Genomic DNA, 14,686 nt, shown 5'->3' on the forward strand with positions numbered 1-14,686 from the left:
CTCCGCCCCGGCCCGCCACGCCGTCGCCGCGGAGCACTCCGCGTACTCCCCCGCGGCCCCGGCCTGCCTCCTCGGCGCCGGAGACCACTGCCGCGCCCGAGCCCGATGCCGGGGCGGCACGTGCGGCCTTCCGGGACCGCCTCGGGCCGGGCGACCCGTATGCGCTGCTCACCGAACTGCTGGTCAAGGCAGCCGACGTGGACACCGCCGACGACCTTGTGGCGCTCGCGACCACCGTGAACCACACCGGGCCACCCCGGCCCGACGACCACCTGTTCCTCGCCGCGGCCCTGCTCCAGCGCGGCCGGGCCACCGGCGGCCCCGAGGCGGCCGACGACGACACCGACGCGCTGGCCAGCCTGCGCGCCGCCACTGCCCGGACCGACGACCTGCCCGACGAGGCGCTGCCGCTGCTGCTACGGACCGGCGCGCTGCTCGGCCCGGCGGTCGACCCCCCGGTGTTCGCCCGGCTGACCACCGCCCTGCGTGCGGTCGGCGCCGACGCCCTCGCCTGCCCGCAGCCGGACGGAATGCTGCTGCTGCACGCCTCGTCGGGCCGGGTCGCCATCGGCACCGAGCGCAGCCTGCCCCGCCGGACCCTGATCGCCGCGGACCGGCCTCCGGCCACCGGCATCTCGATCGTCTCGACCGTCTCCGGGCACCGCCAGTTGCTCACTCTCGCCGGCCGTCGACGGCCCCCGGTGGACCGCAACCCGGTCTTCGTCGGCGACCGCCCGGAGATGGACCTGTTCCGTGCCTGCTACACCCGCACCGACCGGGCCGACCCGACACTGCTGCACTTCGCCGCCGAGCCGGCCGTCGTCGCCACGCCGGGCCTGGTGATCCTCCCGCCCGGGGTAGCCTTCCCGGCGCTCGCGGACGCGTTCATCCGCGCCGGATGCACCGGCGTGATCGGCTGGCTGCGCTCGGTCCCGGCCCGGCTGGCCACGGTCGCCTACCTGGCCCTGCACCACCGGATGGCCCGCGAACGCATGGAACCGGCCGCCGCCGTCCAATCGGTGCGACGGTGGCTGCGCACCCCCCAGCGCGCGCCGCTGCCCGGCCTGCCGGCCGACTACCTCGACTCAACCGAGCCATCCCTGCGCGACATCGCAGCAGCCCTGGTGCACCGCGGAATCTGATGGCCGATCAGCGGGGTGGCACCTCGGTCACGATCGGCAGGGTCAGCGTGGTCCAGTCGTAGCCGCCGTCGCAGTCGGCGTCCTCGACGTCGCGGTCGACGATCTCCCGGCCCAGCCTGGCGAGCAGCCCGCGCAGCGCCATCGGGGCCCGCGTCGAGCGGCGGGCGTCGTCGAGCGGCGGCAGGTCGAACGGGGCCGACCCGAACTGTTCCTCGGCGACCAGCAGTTTCAGCCAGTCCCGGCCCTGTCGTCCGGGTGCCGGGGCCGCGCCGCCGGGCAGCGAGACCTGCATCGGGCGGGCCTCGCGGGCCCACGCCGTCGCTCCGGGGTCGACGAAGTCGCCGGGAAACAGCCGCGCGTGCACCCGGTAGGCGCCGGTCAGGTCGAGCAGCACACAGAACAGGCGGCGGTCGTGGTGGTTGCGGAGCCTGATCCGAATACGGGGCGGGGTCCACTCGCGTCCGGTTCGCCCGTACCGCAGAAGGATCTGACCCCCGGTGATCGGAAGCGCCGGATCGGCCTCGTCGGCGTCTTGGCCCGGCGGGGCCGCGACGATCTCGACCGTGACCTTGCCGCCGAGCCGCGACTGCGGGTTGTCGAGGGTGTGGATCTGCCGCCAGCGGGCGACGTGTTCGAGACGCTGCACCAGGACGTCGAGGTCACGCACCGGCTCACCGATCGGCTCGCCGTCGTCGCCGGTGATCCGCAGCGTGCCCGCTGCGGCGACGACGCGCAGGTCGGCGGGCCGGGACGGATCGGTGACCCGCACGTACGGCGAACCGGCCAGCACCGGCGCAACGCGCGGGTCACCGTCGATCGCGACCGTGGTCGTCGGCGCCGGGACCCGGGAGATCACCACCGGGTACTGCCGGTTCTCGTCGGCGGGCCAGCCGTCGACCGGCCGGATCACGCTGCGCTCGGTGAGCACCTCGGTAACCCGGGCCTCCCGGGCGGGCCGGGATCCGGCCTCGGCCACGCGCAACTCGCCGCCGGCCGGGTCGGGCAGGCCGTGACAGCGTCCGGCGTCGAGTTCCCAGCCCCGCCGGGTGTGGCGCGCGACCATGCCGGCGCCGGGTGGCACGACGGCGCCGCCCAGGAACGGCAGGTCGATCGGCCCGGCGATGTCGGGGTAGATCTGCGGGACCTGAGCGGGCGACCGGAGTTCGACCTCGGCCCGTGCGGCTGTGTGCAGCTGCCGGTAGGTGGCCCCGCCGCCGAGCCGGTTGAGCGCCCGCAGCAGCGCCCAGCTGAACAGCCCGCGCCGCTCGTCGTCGAGCCGGCGTTCGGCGGCGGCCTCGAACCGGCGGGCCGCCGCGAGCAGCACGTGCCGCGCCTCGGACCGGCCGACCAGGGCGGCCGGCCGTCCGCCGAGCTCGGGCAACAGGACCGGCGGCGCGTCACCGGGCGGCGCGGCGCGCACCCACGACGGATCCCGGGTCGCGCCCGCGCTGTGACAGCTGTCGAGCACCACGGCCACGTGGGCGCCCCGCTCGGCGATCTCGTCGAGCAGCAGGGACAGCTCCTTGTCGAGCAGATCGGGCACATCTTCGGTACGGCTGTCCGCGCACACCAGCGTCTGCAGCATGTCGCCGCTCTCCAGGTGCTTGAACACAGCTGGCACCGGGGCTTCGGCGCCGTGCCCGCTGAACCAGAACAGCGCCGTGTCACCCGGCCCGGCCTGCCCGAGATGCTTGTGCAGTCCGTCGACGATCGCCGCCCGGGTCGCGTCGCCGTCGAGAAGCTCACGCAGCCGCAGATCCGTATGGCCGGTCCGGCTGCGCAGGAACGCCGCGGCCGCCGCTATGTCGTTACGGCAGCCACCGAGGTCGCCGACACTGTCCGCCCGGTACGCGTCGATGCCGACGAGCAGCGCATACACGTTCCCGCTCATACCAGCTCACGGTAGACAGCGTGGGAGCGCCCGAACTCGGCCGAACGCGTGACCCGTTCCGGGTCGTGACCCGGAACCCGCCGCCCCCGTTCCCCCTTCGGCCGGGCCGGACGGTCGTTAGCCTGGCGGGATGGGTCTGTTCGTGACGGTGTCCGCGTTCCGTGTCGGCGATGCCGCGAAGGTGAGAGACACGGCGATGGGCTTCTTCGCCGCCCGGTCCTGGCCGGCCGAACTGATCGCCCCCGACGAGCCCGCGGCCGACGAGGACGTCCTGATCTACGCGCCGGTCAGCGGGTGGACGGTGATCGTCTGGCCCGGCTACTTCACCGAATTGGCCGCCGTGGAGTTCATGTCCCGCGAGTTGAACGCCCTGGCCAGCACGGTGCGGATCCACGACGGCGACTACTGGAGTCACACCCTGCTGCGCGACGGCGACACCCTGGACCGGTTCGCCACCATGCCCGGCTATTTCACCGACGAGCCCGGCGAGATCGAACGGCTGCGCAGCAAGTACGCCGGAAAGCCGGCCGTGGTCGCGCAGACCACCGGCTCCCCGGTGTCCGACGTCGCGCCGTACCTGGTGCAGGCCGATCCGGACGACGAGGACGAATCGGGCCAGGGCAAGGCTTTCGCCGACGACGAGTTCGACCTCGACGATCCATGGGTCTTCGTCGACTTCTGGCGGCGCCTAGGCCCCCGCTACCCGGACGACATCTCCAAGCACCAGGCCCGGATCCGCCCGGCCGCCGACTGGGTGAAGAACCTGTCCGGCGGCGACGCCGAACTGTGACCGACGTCGTTACAGTGAGCTGATGGCCGAACCGCGGGCAACGGTTCCTGTTTCGTTCCGGACCATCGAGAGCCGAATGAGGCAACGCCAGGACCTCACCGAGGGCCTGCACGTCATCCGTTCTGCCGCCGAGTGGGATGAGCACTGGGCGGGACCGTCCGCCGACCGGCCCGCCGTGGACTGGCAGACCGAGATGTGCGTGGTCTTCGCGCTCGGCACCCGTTCGAGCGGCGGGTTCTTCGCCCTGATCCACGCGGTCTGGGTCACCAGTGACCGGATGCGGGTGCTGGCGTGGGAGATCCGGCCCGGCAACTGCGCGGTGACTCGTGCCATCACCCATCCGCTGCACGCCGTCGTGGTGCCCGCCCACGCCGGCCCGGTCGAACTCTCCAAGCGCATCGCCCACCAGGACTGCGAAGCCGTCCGATAGACGGGCGGCGAAATACGGTCGCCGGACCGCGCCCGGCATGGCAGAGTCCGGCCGATGCCGTTGCTGCGCCAGATCCGTGCCGACTTCGACGCCGAGACGATCGTGATGTACCAGGCGTACGGGCCGGCCATCGCGGATGCGGCGCTGGCTGCCGGACGGTTCGTGGCGCCGTTCTCGTTCACCCGGATGACCTGGATCAAACCGTCCCTGCTGTGGTTGATGCACCGCAGCAACTGGGCTCGCAAGCCTGGCCAGGAGCGCATCCTGGCCGTGCGGATCACCCGCGCCGGGTGGGAACGGGCACTGTCACAGGCGGTCCTCACCGCGCCGGTGCCGGCGATCCACGGCAACGCGGCCGCCTGGGGTAGGGCGTTCGACGCCGCGAACGTGCACGTCCAGTGGGATCCGGAACGGTCGGCGCGGGGTGCGGCGCTCAACCACTACAGCATTCAGATCGGCGTCGGCCGTACGCTGATCCGCTCCTTCGCCGAAAGCTGGATCGTCGGCCTCACCGATCTCACGCCCACCGTGCACAAGATCGACGCACTCGTCCGGGCCGGCCAGGCCGGCAAGGCCCAGCGGCTGCTCCCACCGGAACGCCCGTACCCACTCGACCGGGAAACCGCCCGCCGCATCCAGGCGGACACCTGATCAACGAACCTTGGAGCACCTTGACAATCGAGCCCACCGACCAGCGGCTCCGGTACACCACTCTCACCTGGGCGGACGTCGACCCCGACCGGCACCCGTTCGACCCTGACGCCGTGCTCGACGTGGTGCGGGCGGTCGCCCCGGCGGGCGGCGTGCCGGCGCCCTACCACCCTCGCCGGCGCTTCGACCGCGCCGCGGACAACGAACGCCTGAACTGGCAGCGGGCGATGACTGTCGCCCTCGTCGAGCACTACGGCTCGTGGGCCGCCGGCTGGACCGCCGAGATGGCCGGGCGCACGGCTGACGGCGCGCTGATCGTGCGATGGGGCTATGCCCGGGAGTCGGTCACGACACCGGAGGAGACACTCCACGCGGTCGCCGGGGCGCTGCGGGACTGGCGCGCGTTCCTGGAAGACCTGGCCAGCGTATTCGCCCAGCACCTGCCGGTGCCGGTCGAGCCCCGCGCGGCATCGGCCGCCTGGGAGGCCACGACCGTATCCCTGGTCGCGATGGTGGCGGCCCGCTCCGGCGCGGAGGAGCACTGGGATCACGTCTGCCCGCTGGTCCTGAAGTGGTTCCTCACCCTCGCCGCGGTGCCTGGCGAGGACCACGACACGCTCGTCGACACCGCGATCGGCGGGCGCTACTGGAGTTACGTGTCGCCGCTGGGTGCACTGGTCGCCGACGCCGCGGAATCCCTGGCGGCCCGCCTGACCGGCATCACACCGCCGCCGGACGACGCATGGCCCGACACCTGGCCACTGGACTGGCCGAGCCGGCGCACCACCGAACTGCCCAACGCCACACGGGTGCCGGCAATCAGGCCACCGGCGCCTCCGGACGCCCTCGCGAACTGGCGGCGGGTCCGGCAGCAGGCCCGCTGGGACCTGGCCACCGAACACGTCACCGAACCGGCCCGCACCGGACGCGACGGCATCACATCGCTCCTGGCGAACCAGCCGCGGTACCGCGCCGACCGCATCCGGGCGGCATTCGATCTGGTACGCACGGACGCGGCCAACGGTGGTCCGCTCACCTTCGAGCGCCTGGCGGCGTACCAGAGAAAGGTCCTTGCCGTTGCCTCCGCGCCGTTTCGCACCAGGTCCGCGTGGGCCGGATTCGGCGAGGAGTGGTACGGCCACCACGACGAACTGCCGGAGGCATTCGAGGCGTGTCTCGCCGAGGCCACCGACCCGGCCGTGCCACTGCCGTCGCGTGCCGCCCGCGTGTACCTCGACGTGGTGCACTTCCACCCGTTCTACGATGGCAACGCCCGTTCGGCGGCGCTCGCCCTCTACTTCGTGCTGGCCCGCGAGGGCGTGGTGCTGGACGGGGCCGCCCCGCTGCTGATGACCCGCTGGCCGGCGGCCGACCCACAGGGAGCCGAGGGCGTGGCCCGGCTCGTCGCCGTGCTGATCGGACAAACCCGCCGGGCGATACGCCGATAGAGTCAGGCCATGACGTGCATCGTCGGGATCACGGACGGGCGGACGGTCACCATCGGCGGCGACTCCGCGGGCAGCGACGGGTGGCACGTCGCGGTGCGGTCGGATTCCAAGGTGTTCCAGGTGGGGCCGTATCTGATGGGTTTCACGACCAGCTATCGGATGGGTCAACTACTGCGCTATTCGCTGACCGTCGGTGAGCCGGACAGCTGGGACGTCGACCGGTTCATGGTGACGACGTTCATCGAGGCCGTCCGGGAATGTCTCTCCACGGGCGGCTACGCGCGGACCCAGGACGGTCAGGAACAGGGCGGGCAGTTCCTGGTCGGCATTCACGGCCGCCTCTACGTCGTGGGTGACGACTATCAGATCGGGCACACGATCTCGGGTTATGCCGCGGTGGGGTCCGGTTACCTGGTCGCTCTGGGCTCATTGCATTCCACGGCGCGGACGCCGGAGTTCAACAGCGAGCAACGCGCGATCATGGCACTCGAAGCCGCGGCCGAGCTCACCGAAGGCGTACGGCCACCGTTCACCGTGGTGCAGTCGGAGTGAATTCGCGAGCCTAATCGAGAACGAGTGCGACAATCCGGACATTACCGGAACTATTCGGCAGGAGAGCGAATGGTGAAGCGCATTCTCGTACTGGGTCTCGGCCTCGCGATGGCATGGGGCGCCGCCGGGTCGTTCGGTGCCGCACCGACCTCGGCGGCACCGGCCGCCGTCCAATCCCAATGGAGCTGGCAGGACCAGGGCCGCTCGGTCACCGGTTCATCGAGCACGGTCTCCCACAACGGAAACCTGTATGTCTTCACCCGCCGCCCGGACGGGAACCTCTGGGTCAACTACTGGCACGAGAACGCCTGGCACTGGCAGGACCAGGGCCGCTCGATCACCGGCTCCCCCAGCGCGGTCTCCCACAACGGGAACCTCTACGTGTTCGCCCGCCGCCCGGACGGCAATCTCTGGGTCAACTGGTACGACAACGCCTGGCACTGGCAGGACCAGGGCCGCACCATCACCGATTCACCGAACGCGCTCTCGCACAACGGCAACCTGTACGCGTTCGCCCGCCGCCCGGACGGGAACCTCTGGGTCAACTACTGGCACGAGAACGCCTGGCACTGGCAGGACCAGACCCGCACCATCACCGGCTCCCCGAACGCCATTTCCCACAACGGGAACCTGTACGCGTTCGCCCGCCGCCCCGACGGGAACCTCTGGGTCAACTACTGGCACGAAAACGCATGGCACTGGCAGGACCAGGGGCGGTCCATCACCGATTCACCGAGCACGGTCTCGCACAACGGAAATCTGTACGTCTTCGCCCGCCGCCCGGACGGCAATCTCTGGGTCAACTGGTACGACAACGCGTGGAAATGGCAGGACCAGGGCCGCACCATCACCGGCTCCCCGAGCGCGCTCTCGCACAACGCCAACCTCTACGTCTTCGCCCGCCGCCCCGATGCCAAACTCTGGGTCAACTGGTACGACAACGCGTGGAAGTGGCAGGACCAGGGCCGCACCATCACCGATTCACCGAGCACGGTCTCCCACAACGGAAATCTGTACGCGTTCGCCCGCCGCCCCGACACCAACCTGTGGGTCAACTACTGGGCGTAATAGGACTACCGGGAACGCGTCCTCGGCCGGAGCAGGTAACCGCCGAGGAGCGTTCCGGCGACGCCGGACACCAGAAAGAAGAACCAGCGTGGCAACTGTTCGGCCGGCACGTACGAGTCGCAGTAGTCAGGAGTCCAGTCGATCTTGATCTGTGCCTTGAGCGGGGGCAGGACGCCGTCGGGGAACTGGCTCTTGCCCATGCTGCAATTCACCGTGCCCTGCGAGGTGACCGCCCGGACCGACACGTAGTAGGGAGTGCCGAGACCGTCCGGCACCACGACCTGAACGGTGGCGGGAACCAGCTCGCCCCGCGGCGGGCTGGGTTTCAGGTCGTCGAAGAGCCCGATCAGCAGGAAACTGACGCTCAGGACGACACAGAGCACGACGAACGCGATTCGCCCGCGTTCCGCGAGGTGCCCGGGTTGATAGAACGGCACGGATGGAGATTAACGTCTACGGGCTGGTTCACGCGGACAGGCCGAGCATCGAGCGGAAGGCGGCCATCTCCTCGAACGGAAAGTCGTGATCGCCGTCGCGCCAGGAGTTGCACCAGCGGCCGGTGTCCAGCCGCCACCCGCGCACGCTGTCGTGGTGCCAGCGGTGGCCGGCAGCCGGATCGGGCAGCAGTTCGGCCGCCATCCGGTCGGCATCCGCGCCGGTGAACGCACCGAGCGCGACCAGTTCCGCGGCGAGTTCGGCCCGCCGTGCGGGATCCTTCTCGTCCTCATCCTGGCCCACGAACCGAGCCAGCAGCAGCATGGCCAGCCCCGCGGGAACCTGTTGGAGATCCGGCGCGGCACGCATCCGCTCGACCACCGCCGTCAGCTCTTCCCAGCGCAGTGCCAGGACGTGCGGGTGGGCCGGCTCATCCTCGGCGATCTCGTGCTCCGTCTCGGCGAAGTCGTGCCACTCCGGGTCCACTTCGGCTGAACCGAGATCCTCGGACGTGCTCGCGAGTACCAGCCGGAAGGTGTAGTCCGACAGGTCGAAGCTGACCCGCAGAAACCATGGCCCGTCCGGTGCCGGCAGATCGATCGACGGCTCGCCGATCTCCTCGGCCCACCGCACCCATTCGTCGTGGTCCGGATCGCCGTCGGCACGCGTGTAGAACTCCCAGAACTCGGCCATCCGGCAGGCCGCATCGAGCTGGCCCCCTGGTCCCCGGCTCAACTGGTTCTCCTCTGCTCGACTCCGTCCGGCCGAGAGCAGTCTGGCATCGTCGGCCCTGGCCGTCGCGGACTGGTGGACATCGGACATCATCACAGCGTGGGCGACCTTCTGATCAATCTGCTGGCGAGCATCATCGCCGGCACGTCGGTCTGGCTGGCGGGCTTTCTGGTGCGCCGCCGCAAGCTGGGCCGCGAGCGTGCCTTCTTCGGCCTGACCGCCGGGACCAGCTGCCTGATGGTGGTGTCCCGGCACGCCTCGTCGCCGAGCGAGTTCAGCGTCCACCGCCGCGACGTCGCCGCGCTGGTGGAGCTGGCGACGATCGCCCGTGAGTGCGGGGCACACGCCGACCGGGTCGGTGAGAGCCAGCCGACGGGCGAGATCGGGCGGCTCACCGAGTTCTGCGTCGGCGGCCCCGGCGAGGCCAACCCGCGCGCCGCCACGCACCTGCGGTCGATTCTGCGCGGGGTCCGCTACGAGGCGTTCAACAAGGAGAAACTGCGGCTGTCGTTCACGGTCGGCGGCACCGAGTACGTCCTCAGCCCGGAGACCAGCTATGTCCTGCTGGCCCGTTTCTGGGGCCCGACCGGCGGGCACCCGGTGTTCTTCCTCGGCGGCCTGAGCGCCGGCAGCAACCTGGCCGGCGCCCGCTACCTGGCCGCCCACCACATCGCCCTGCACCAGAAGTACGGCGCCGACCGCCCGTTCGCCCTGGTCCTGAAGATCGTCGAACCGGCCGCCTACGGCACCGACTTCACCGAGCTGGTCGCCGACGTGACCGACGTCGCCTTCCAGCCGTCCCCCCATCCGGTGGAGTAGCCGCGGCGTCGTTCTCCGACGCCCGCCGGTCATGGCGTACCTTCGATTCGGCGGCCGGAGCAGAGATCGGCCACCGAACCCTGCCCGCTACCAGGGGAGCGCCGAATGGCCGAACACATCGGCGGACGCGTCCGTATCTGGCGCCGCCGCCGCAGACTGTCCCAATCCACCGTCGCCGGTCTCGCTGGTATCAGTCAGGGCTATCTCTCACAGATCGAGAACGGCCTGCGCGCGGTCGAGTCCCGCAGCACCCTTGTCGCGTTGGCACGTGCGCTCGATGTCGCGGTCGCCGATCTGCTCGGTCAGACGTCCGATCCGACTGACCCGGTCCGGGTCCGAGCCTCCGAGGCGGTCGCCGGCATCCGGGTGGCCCTCGTCGCCTTGGAAGTCGGCGACATCGCGCCCCCGACTCGCGGCCCCGACGAGATGGCCGCTGCCGTCGAGCATGCGATGCGGCTGAGGCAGCAATCCGACTACCTGAGCCTCGCGCCCCTGTTGCCCGGCCTGCTCCACGACGCGGCCGGTTATCCCGGTACCGACGCGCTGACTCGCATCGCCTATGAGGCATCCGTGACCCTTCGGAACCTGGGTTACCGGGACCTGTCATGGCCGGCCGCGAAAATCTCGATCGCGGCGTCCCGAGAGCTCGGCGACCCGGCGTGGATGGGTGCAGCAGACTTCGTCTACACGCTCAGCCTGCCGATGGAGGCGGCCGCGGCCGCAAAGCGAGTCGGCGAGCAGAGTCTTGTCGAGTTGCAGAGAACGGCCGCGGATCCGCGGGCCCGGCAGATGCTCGGGCAGGTCCACCTTTCGGCGGCGCTCGCAAGCTCGGTCGGCCGGGACATACGCACGGCGGAGGCACACCTCCAGGAGGCGGAGCGGGAGGCGGCGACACTCGGTGATCCGGACGGGACCGGGTTCAACCTGTCGTTCTTCGGGCCGACGAATATCCGGCTGTGGAAGATGACCCTGTATTCGGAACTCGGCGAGTTCGAGCAGGCGTTGGAGCTCGCGCGGGGTCTGTCCGTTGATGGCATTCCCATCGCCAACCGACGCCAGGCGTTCCACATGACGCTCGGCCGGGCATTGGCGCACAGCGGCCGGGCCGACAAACTGGCTCTCGTGTCTCTGGCGCAGGCAGAGCGGGCCGCGCCGGCATCGTTCCGGTTGAATCCGCTGACCCGGGACATCGTGTCTGCAATGATCACTCGCGCGAAACGTAAGGCAGTAGCCGAAGATCTCGCTGCGATGGCGTCTCGGTTGGGGATCAGCCCGGCATAGCTCAGAGCTATGAACCTGAAGGTCAGCAGCGTCTACCGTCTGTCCGGCGGCGGTGGGCTGCACCCGTGATTGTTCGCTCACCGCCGCCTCTTGAGCGGCGGGCCGCGTCCATCTGAACAAGCTCCGTGGGAAGCATCGGCCCGCCGCACCGTGTCACGTGCAGGCGAGAGGACTCTCGATGCTGACAGCAGCATTGCGGAAGCTGATGTGGCGACGCCGGATGCGGGCTGTCCGCGCCTGGCAGGCTGCCGAACGGCACCAGGCGGCCGAACGGAGTGCCGCCGTCCGGCGCATCCTCGACCAGTTGAAGCAGGACGCGTGAGCTGGCCGATCCTGACCGTCGGCCCCCGCAACCTGCCGGCAAACGGCCTGGTCCGGGTATGGATCGACATCGGCTCCGGGCCTGGCTACATGAGAGAGGTCCGCTGCGACCAACTCACCCTTGCTGATGAAGACGACGGCGAAGGTGACAGCGCGGTGTATCGCCTCTGCCCCGCGGTCGCCCCGGCGGGGTGACGGGTTTGCGCCGCCGCCCCGCCGCCCCCTTGATCAGCGGACAGCTTTGCGCCGCTTCTTCTCGGCGATGATGATCTGGCGCGCTTCCTGTTTGGTCAGTCGAAGCTCGTTGAGCAGGCGACGATGCGGAATGCTCAGAATCGCCCCGACGGCGACTCCGACCAGGGCGCCGGGCACCACGGACGCCCCCGCTGCCGCCAGGGCGACCACGATCGCCACCAGGACGATGATCGCGATCAGGGCCCAGATGTTGAGCTGGCGCTGCGAGCGCATCAGACGGTCGCGGTCTTCGGGGCTGAGGTCGGACAACGGAAACCCTCCGATCATGACGATGGTCGGAGGTTAGCCGGATCGGAGGACGGCCGAACCTTGCGTTGGACACGGCTGGACAATCGCCCGGCGTTCGATCAGTTCAGCAGGCGCTGCGCCCAGTGGACCCGGCCGTCGCCGCCGACACAGATCAGTGCCACCAGCATGTCCTCGGTGGTCACGGGTGCGGTGGCTACCTGCGGTCCTCCCGCGGTCTCCGGGCGCTCGGCGTGCAGGACGGTCTGGAACGTGACGGGTGACGCCTGCACCGACGAGGTGATGATGCTGCCGCCGCTCCAGGACGCCTCGCCGGGCAGCCAGTCGTACCGCTGGCGGGCGCGATCGAGAGAGCCGTCCATGCCGGTGAAGACGTTCGGCTGGTCGGACGATTTCACCGCGAGGAATCCGGGCAGCAGCTGCCGGCGTTTGTCGGCCAGCACGATCCGCAGTGTGGTGTCCTCAGGTGCCGGCGGCACGGTCCAGGTGACGCTGCCGAGCAGGATCTGATCGCTGTCGCCGGTGGTGGCCTGCGTGTTCTCGGGTGCGAGGGCGGCGTCTGCGGTGGCCTGATCGACCAGCTGCAACCTCGCGGAGGCTCGCAACGCCTCCGGCCCGTACGGCGCCCGGCCCGCCCACCAGCGCCAACCGGCGATCACGGCGACTCCGGCAAGGAGCACCACCACACCCACGACCAGACCCACCCGGTGCCGCATGACAAGCAGTACAGCACACCACGTCTCTCTAGTTGACGCTTGATAAAGCAGATGCTTGAGTAAGGTGCATGGAAGCCACCATGGAGACCCAGCGGCTGGACGCGCTGTTCACCGCGTTGAGCGACCCGACCCGGCGCGACATCGTCGCCCGGCTCAGCGCGGGCGAGGCGACCGTCAAGGAGCTCGCCGAGCGGTATTCGATGAGCATGCAGGCCGTGTCGCAGCACATCGGCGTGCTCGAACGGTCCGGGCTGATCAGCCGCGGCCGGCACCGGCAGACCAGGCCGTGCCGGCTCGAACCGGCCGGCCTCGACGCCGCCGTGTCATGGATCGAGGAGAGCCGGCGCACCTGGTCCGAGCGGATGGACCGCCTGGAGAACCGTCTCGCCCAGTTGCAGCAGCAGGAGTCCGAATGACCGACACCGACCTCGTCTACCGGCGGGTCTTCCGGGCCCCGCGCGAACTGGTGTGGCGATGCCTCACCGACCCGGCCGAGCTCGCCCTGTTCTGGGGCCCGCGAGGAATGACCACACCCCTCGACGGCATCGTCGTCGAACTGTGGCCGGGCGGCCGATTCGAGACGCTGATGGTGGGCGAGCACGGCACCCACCGGATGGTCGCCACGTTCACCGAGGTCGTCGCGCCCGAACGACTGGCCTGGAAGGAGCCGTCGAGCGGGCTGCACACCACCAGCACGCTCGAAGACCTCGGCGACGGCAGCACCGAGGTGATCATCCGCCAGCGCAACGCGCCCGAGGCGATGCGGTCGCCGGAGGCCCGGGCCGGCTTCGCCACCTCCCTCGACAAACTTCAAGAACACCTCACCTTTCTGGTACGGGGAGAGCGCGCATGACCGACCCGATGGCCTGGGTGGCCCCCACCTACGAGGGGCTCGCCGATCTACTCGCCACCTCCCCCGCCGACGTCTGGGACGCTCGCACGCTGTGCGAGAAGTGGCTCGTCCGCCATGTGATCGCGCACGTGACGATGCCGGTGCGGCTGACCCCGGAGCGGTTCGGCGCCGAGATGGCGGCGGCCGGCGGCGACTTCACCGTCCTCTCCGACACCGTCGCCGCGCGGGACGCCACACTGCCGCCGAGCGACCTGCTCAGCCAACTGCGCTCCCCGGAACTGCACAGCTGGCAGCCACCGGGCGGCGGCGCGGCGGGCGCCCTGAGCCACGCCGTCATCCACTCGCTGGACGTGACCGTCGCCCTCGGCCGGCCCACGGTCGCCCCGGCGGAGGCGGTTCTCGTGATCCTCGATCTGCTCGCCGACGGCACCCTGTTCGGAGTCGACCTGACCGACATCCGCCTGGAGGCCACCGACACGACCTGGAGCCGGGGACGCGGCCGACTCATCCGCGCCGGCAGCGGCACCCTGGTAGCCCTACTGAGCGGCCGCACCCCGCCGGTCGCCACTACGCCGTCCATGAGCAATTGACCCACCGAAAGAAGCCTCTTCAAGGCTTTCGCCGTATTCGCGGTCGACCCCTCCACCGCGCGATGATCTAGCGCCCGGCCGAGCCTTCCTCCACCTTCGGACTGTCACACCGCTCACGTATGCGACCGGCACACCGCGCCGGAATGTCGTGCTCCCAGAGGATCCCGGACCCGGCCGGCCGCCTGGACCTTTGCACGGTTCTCAACTTCGCCGCGATCTTGCAGGGTTCTCCACCTTCGCCGCGATCTTGCAGGGTTCTTCACGTCTGGGTGCGGTCTATCGTGCAAGGTCTACTGCGCGGCGGAGACCTTGCAGCTTTCTTCCCGTCGGGACGCGGAAAGGGCTGCAAGATCGGTGCGAGGGTGAAGAACCGGCTCTCCGGTCGTATGTGTGGGTGGTTTGAGGGGTTTAGACAGGCGCACGCCGTTGCAGGCCTTAGGTTCCGGTTTGTCGAGACAGGATCCGA

General features: G+C 70.1%; 19 protein-coding genes. 14 read left to right on the forward strand and 5 right to left on the reverse strand.

Going from position 1 to position 14,686, the window contains the following annotated elements; genetic code table 11:
* On the forward strand, positions 1-1,142 hold a 1,142-nt coding region (locus AB0E94_RS51160; protein ID WP_360343686.1), incomplete at its 5' end, for a hypothetical protein.
* Positions 1,143-1,149: 7 nt separating this feature from the next.
* On the opposite strand, the gene AB0E94_RS51165 is transcribed toward AB0E94_RS51160, so the two are convergent.
* Positions 1,150-3,033 carry a caspase family protein gene (locus AB0E94_RS51165; protein WP_360343689.1) on the reverse strand — a complete coding sequence of 628 codons (1,884 nt, stop codon included), beginning with the start codon at positions 3,031-3,033 and terminating at the stop codon, positions 1,150-1,152.
* Positions 3,034-3,163: 130 nt separating this feature from the next.
* On the opposite strand from AB0E94_RS51165, the gene AB0E94_RS51170 reads away from it, so the two are divergent.
* From AB0E94_RS51170 to AB0E94_RS51195, 6 genes are all read left to right on the forward strand, one after another.
* Positions 3,164-3,823: a hypothetical protein gene (locus tag AB0E94_RS51170; RefSeq protein WP_360343692.1), complete on the forward strand. Its 660-nt coding sequence runs from the start codon at positions 3,164-3,166 to the stop codon at positions 3,821-3,823.
* A gap of 76 nt (positions 3,824-3,899) precedes the next feature.
* On the forward strand, positions 3,900-4,253 hold the full coding sequence (locus AB0E94_RS51175) for a hypothetical protein (RefSeq protein WP_360343695.1): 354 nt from the start codon (positions 3,900-3,902) through the stop codon (positions 4,251-4,253).
* Positions 4,254-4,307: 54 nt separating this feature from the next.
* Positions 4,308-4,904, forward strand: a complete 597-nt coding sequence (locus AB0E94_RS51180) for a DUF4291 domain-containing protein (RefSeq protein ID WP_360343698.1) — start codon at positions 4,308-4,310, stop codon at positions 4,902-4,904.
* A 20-nt stretch (positions 4,905-4,924) separates the two neighbouring features.
* The gene (locus tag AB0E94_RS51185) at positions 4,925-6,352 is read left to right on the forward strand and encodes a Fic family protein (RefSeq protein ID WP_360343700.1); all 1,428 of its coding nucleotides are present in this window, start codon (positions 4,925-4,927) and stop codon (positions 6,350-6,352) included.
* A gap of 9 nt (positions 6,353-6,361) precedes the next feature.
* Positions 6,362-6,904, forward strand: coding sequence for a hypothetical protein (locus AB0E94_RS51190; RefSeq protein ID WP_360343703.1), 543 nt, complete (start codon positions 6,362-6,364; stop codon positions 6,902-6,904).
* Positions 6,905-6,973: 69 nt separating this feature from the next.
* Positions 6,974-7,972 (forward strand): hypothetical protein, encoded by a 999-nt coding sequence (locus AB0E94_RS51195; protein ID WP_360343706.1) that lies wholly within the window; start codon positions 6,974-6,976, stop codon positions 7,970-7,972.
* Between the two features lie 5 nt (positions 7,973-7,977).
* On the opposite strand, the gene AB0E94_RS51200 is transcribed toward AB0E94_RS51195, so the two are convergent.
* Entirely contained in the window at positions 7,978-8,409 is a 432-nt protein-coding gene (locus AB0E94_RS51200) for a hypothetical protein (RefSeq protein WP_360343709.1), read from the reverse strand.
* A 28-nt stretch (positions 8,410-8,437) separates the two neighbouring features.
* On the reverse strand, positions 8,438-9,142 hold the full coding sequence (locus AB0E94_RS51205) for a hypothetical protein (RefSeq protein ID WP_360343712.1): 705 nt from the start codon (positions 9,140-9,142) through the stop codon (positions 8,438-8,440).
* A gap of 96 nt (positions 9,143-9,238) precedes the next feature.
* On the opposite strand from AB0E94_RS51205, the gene AB0E94_RS51210 reads away from it, so the two are divergent.
* From AB0E94_RS51210 to AB0E94_RS51225, 4 genes are all read left to right on the forward strand, one after another.
* Positions 9,239-9,958 carry a hypothetical protein gene (locus tag AB0E94_RS51210; RefSeq protein ID WP_360343715.1) on the forward strand — a complete coding sequence of 240 codons (720 nt, stop codon included), beginning with the start codon at positions 9,239-9,241 and terminating at the stop codon, positions 9,956-9,958.
* A gap of 105 nt (positions 9,959-10,063) precedes the next feature.
* Positions 10,064-11,239, forward strand: coding sequence for a helix-turn-helix transcriptional regulator (locus tag AB0E94_RS51215; protein WP_360343718.1), 1,176 nt, complete (start codon positions 10,064-10,066; stop codon positions 11,237-11,239).
* A gap of 178 nt (positions 11,240-11,417) precedes the next feature.
* Entirely contained in the window at positions 11,418-11,561 is a 144-nt protein-coding gene (locus AB0E94_RS51220; protein WP_360343721.1) for a hypothetical protein, read from the forward strand.
* A complete protein-coding gene (locus AB0E94_RS51225) occupies positions 11,558-11,755 on the forward strand; it encodes a hypothetical protein (RefSeq protein ID WP_360343724.1) in 198 nt (65 codons plus the stop codon). Before AB0E94_RS51220 ends, AB0E94_RS51225 begins: the two co-directional genes overlap by 4 nt.
* A gap of 33 nt (positions 11,756-11,788) precedes the next feature.
* Here the strand turns inward: AB0E94_RS51225 and AB0E94_RS51230 are convergent, their stop codons facing one another.
* Complete coding sequence (locus AB0E94_RS51230; RefSeq protein WP_360343727.1) at positions 11,789-12,064, reverse strand: hypothetical protein; 276 nt, start codon at positions 12,062-12,064, stop codon at positions 11,789-11,791.
* 98 nt (positions 12,065-12,162) lie between these two features.
* Entirely contained in the window at positions 12,163-12,777 is a 615-nt protein-coding gene (locus tag AB0E94_RS51235; RefSeq protein WP_360343730.1) for a hypothetical protein, read from the reverse strand.
* 68 nt (positions 12,778-12,845) lie between these two features.
* Here AB0E94_RS51235 and AB0E94_RS51240 point away from each other — a divergent pair, with 68 nt between their 5' ends.
* The 3 genes from AB0E94_RS51240 to AB0E94_RS51250 are packed head-to-tail and all read left to right on the forward strand — an operon-like array spanning position 12,846 to position 14,220.
* Positions 12,846-13,193, forward strand: coding sequence for a metalloregulator ArsR/SmtB family transcription factor (locus AB0E94_RS51240; RefSeq protein WP_360343733.1), 348 nt, complete (start codon positions 12,846-12,848; stop codon positions 13,191-13,193).
* The gene (locus tag AB0E94_RS51245; protein WP_360343736.1) at positions 13,190-13,630 is read left to right on the forward strand and encodes an SRPBCC domain-containing protein; all 441 of its coding nucleotides are present in this window, start codon (positions 13,190-13,192) and stop codon (positions 13,628-13,630) included. The genes AB0E94_RS51240 and AB0E94_RS51245 overlap by 4 nt, the downstream gene beginning before the upstream one ends.
* Complete coding sequence (locus tag AB0E94_RS51250) at positions 13,627-14,220, forward strand: maleylpyruvate isomerase family mycothiol-dependent enzyme (RefSeq protein ID WP_360343739.1); 594 nt, start codon at positions 13,627-13,629, stop codon at positions 14,218-14,220. The genes AB0E94_RS51245 and AB0E94_RS51250 overlap by 4 nt, the downstream gene beginning before the upstream one ends.
* Positions 14,221-14,686 lie beyond the last annotated feature (466 nt).

Origin of the sequence: Actinoplanes sp. NPDC026670, from assembly GCF_040638175.1 — a bacterium.
Taxonomy (GTDB): Bacteria; Actinomycetota; Actinomycetes; order Mycobacteriales; family Micromonosporaceae; genus Actinoplanes.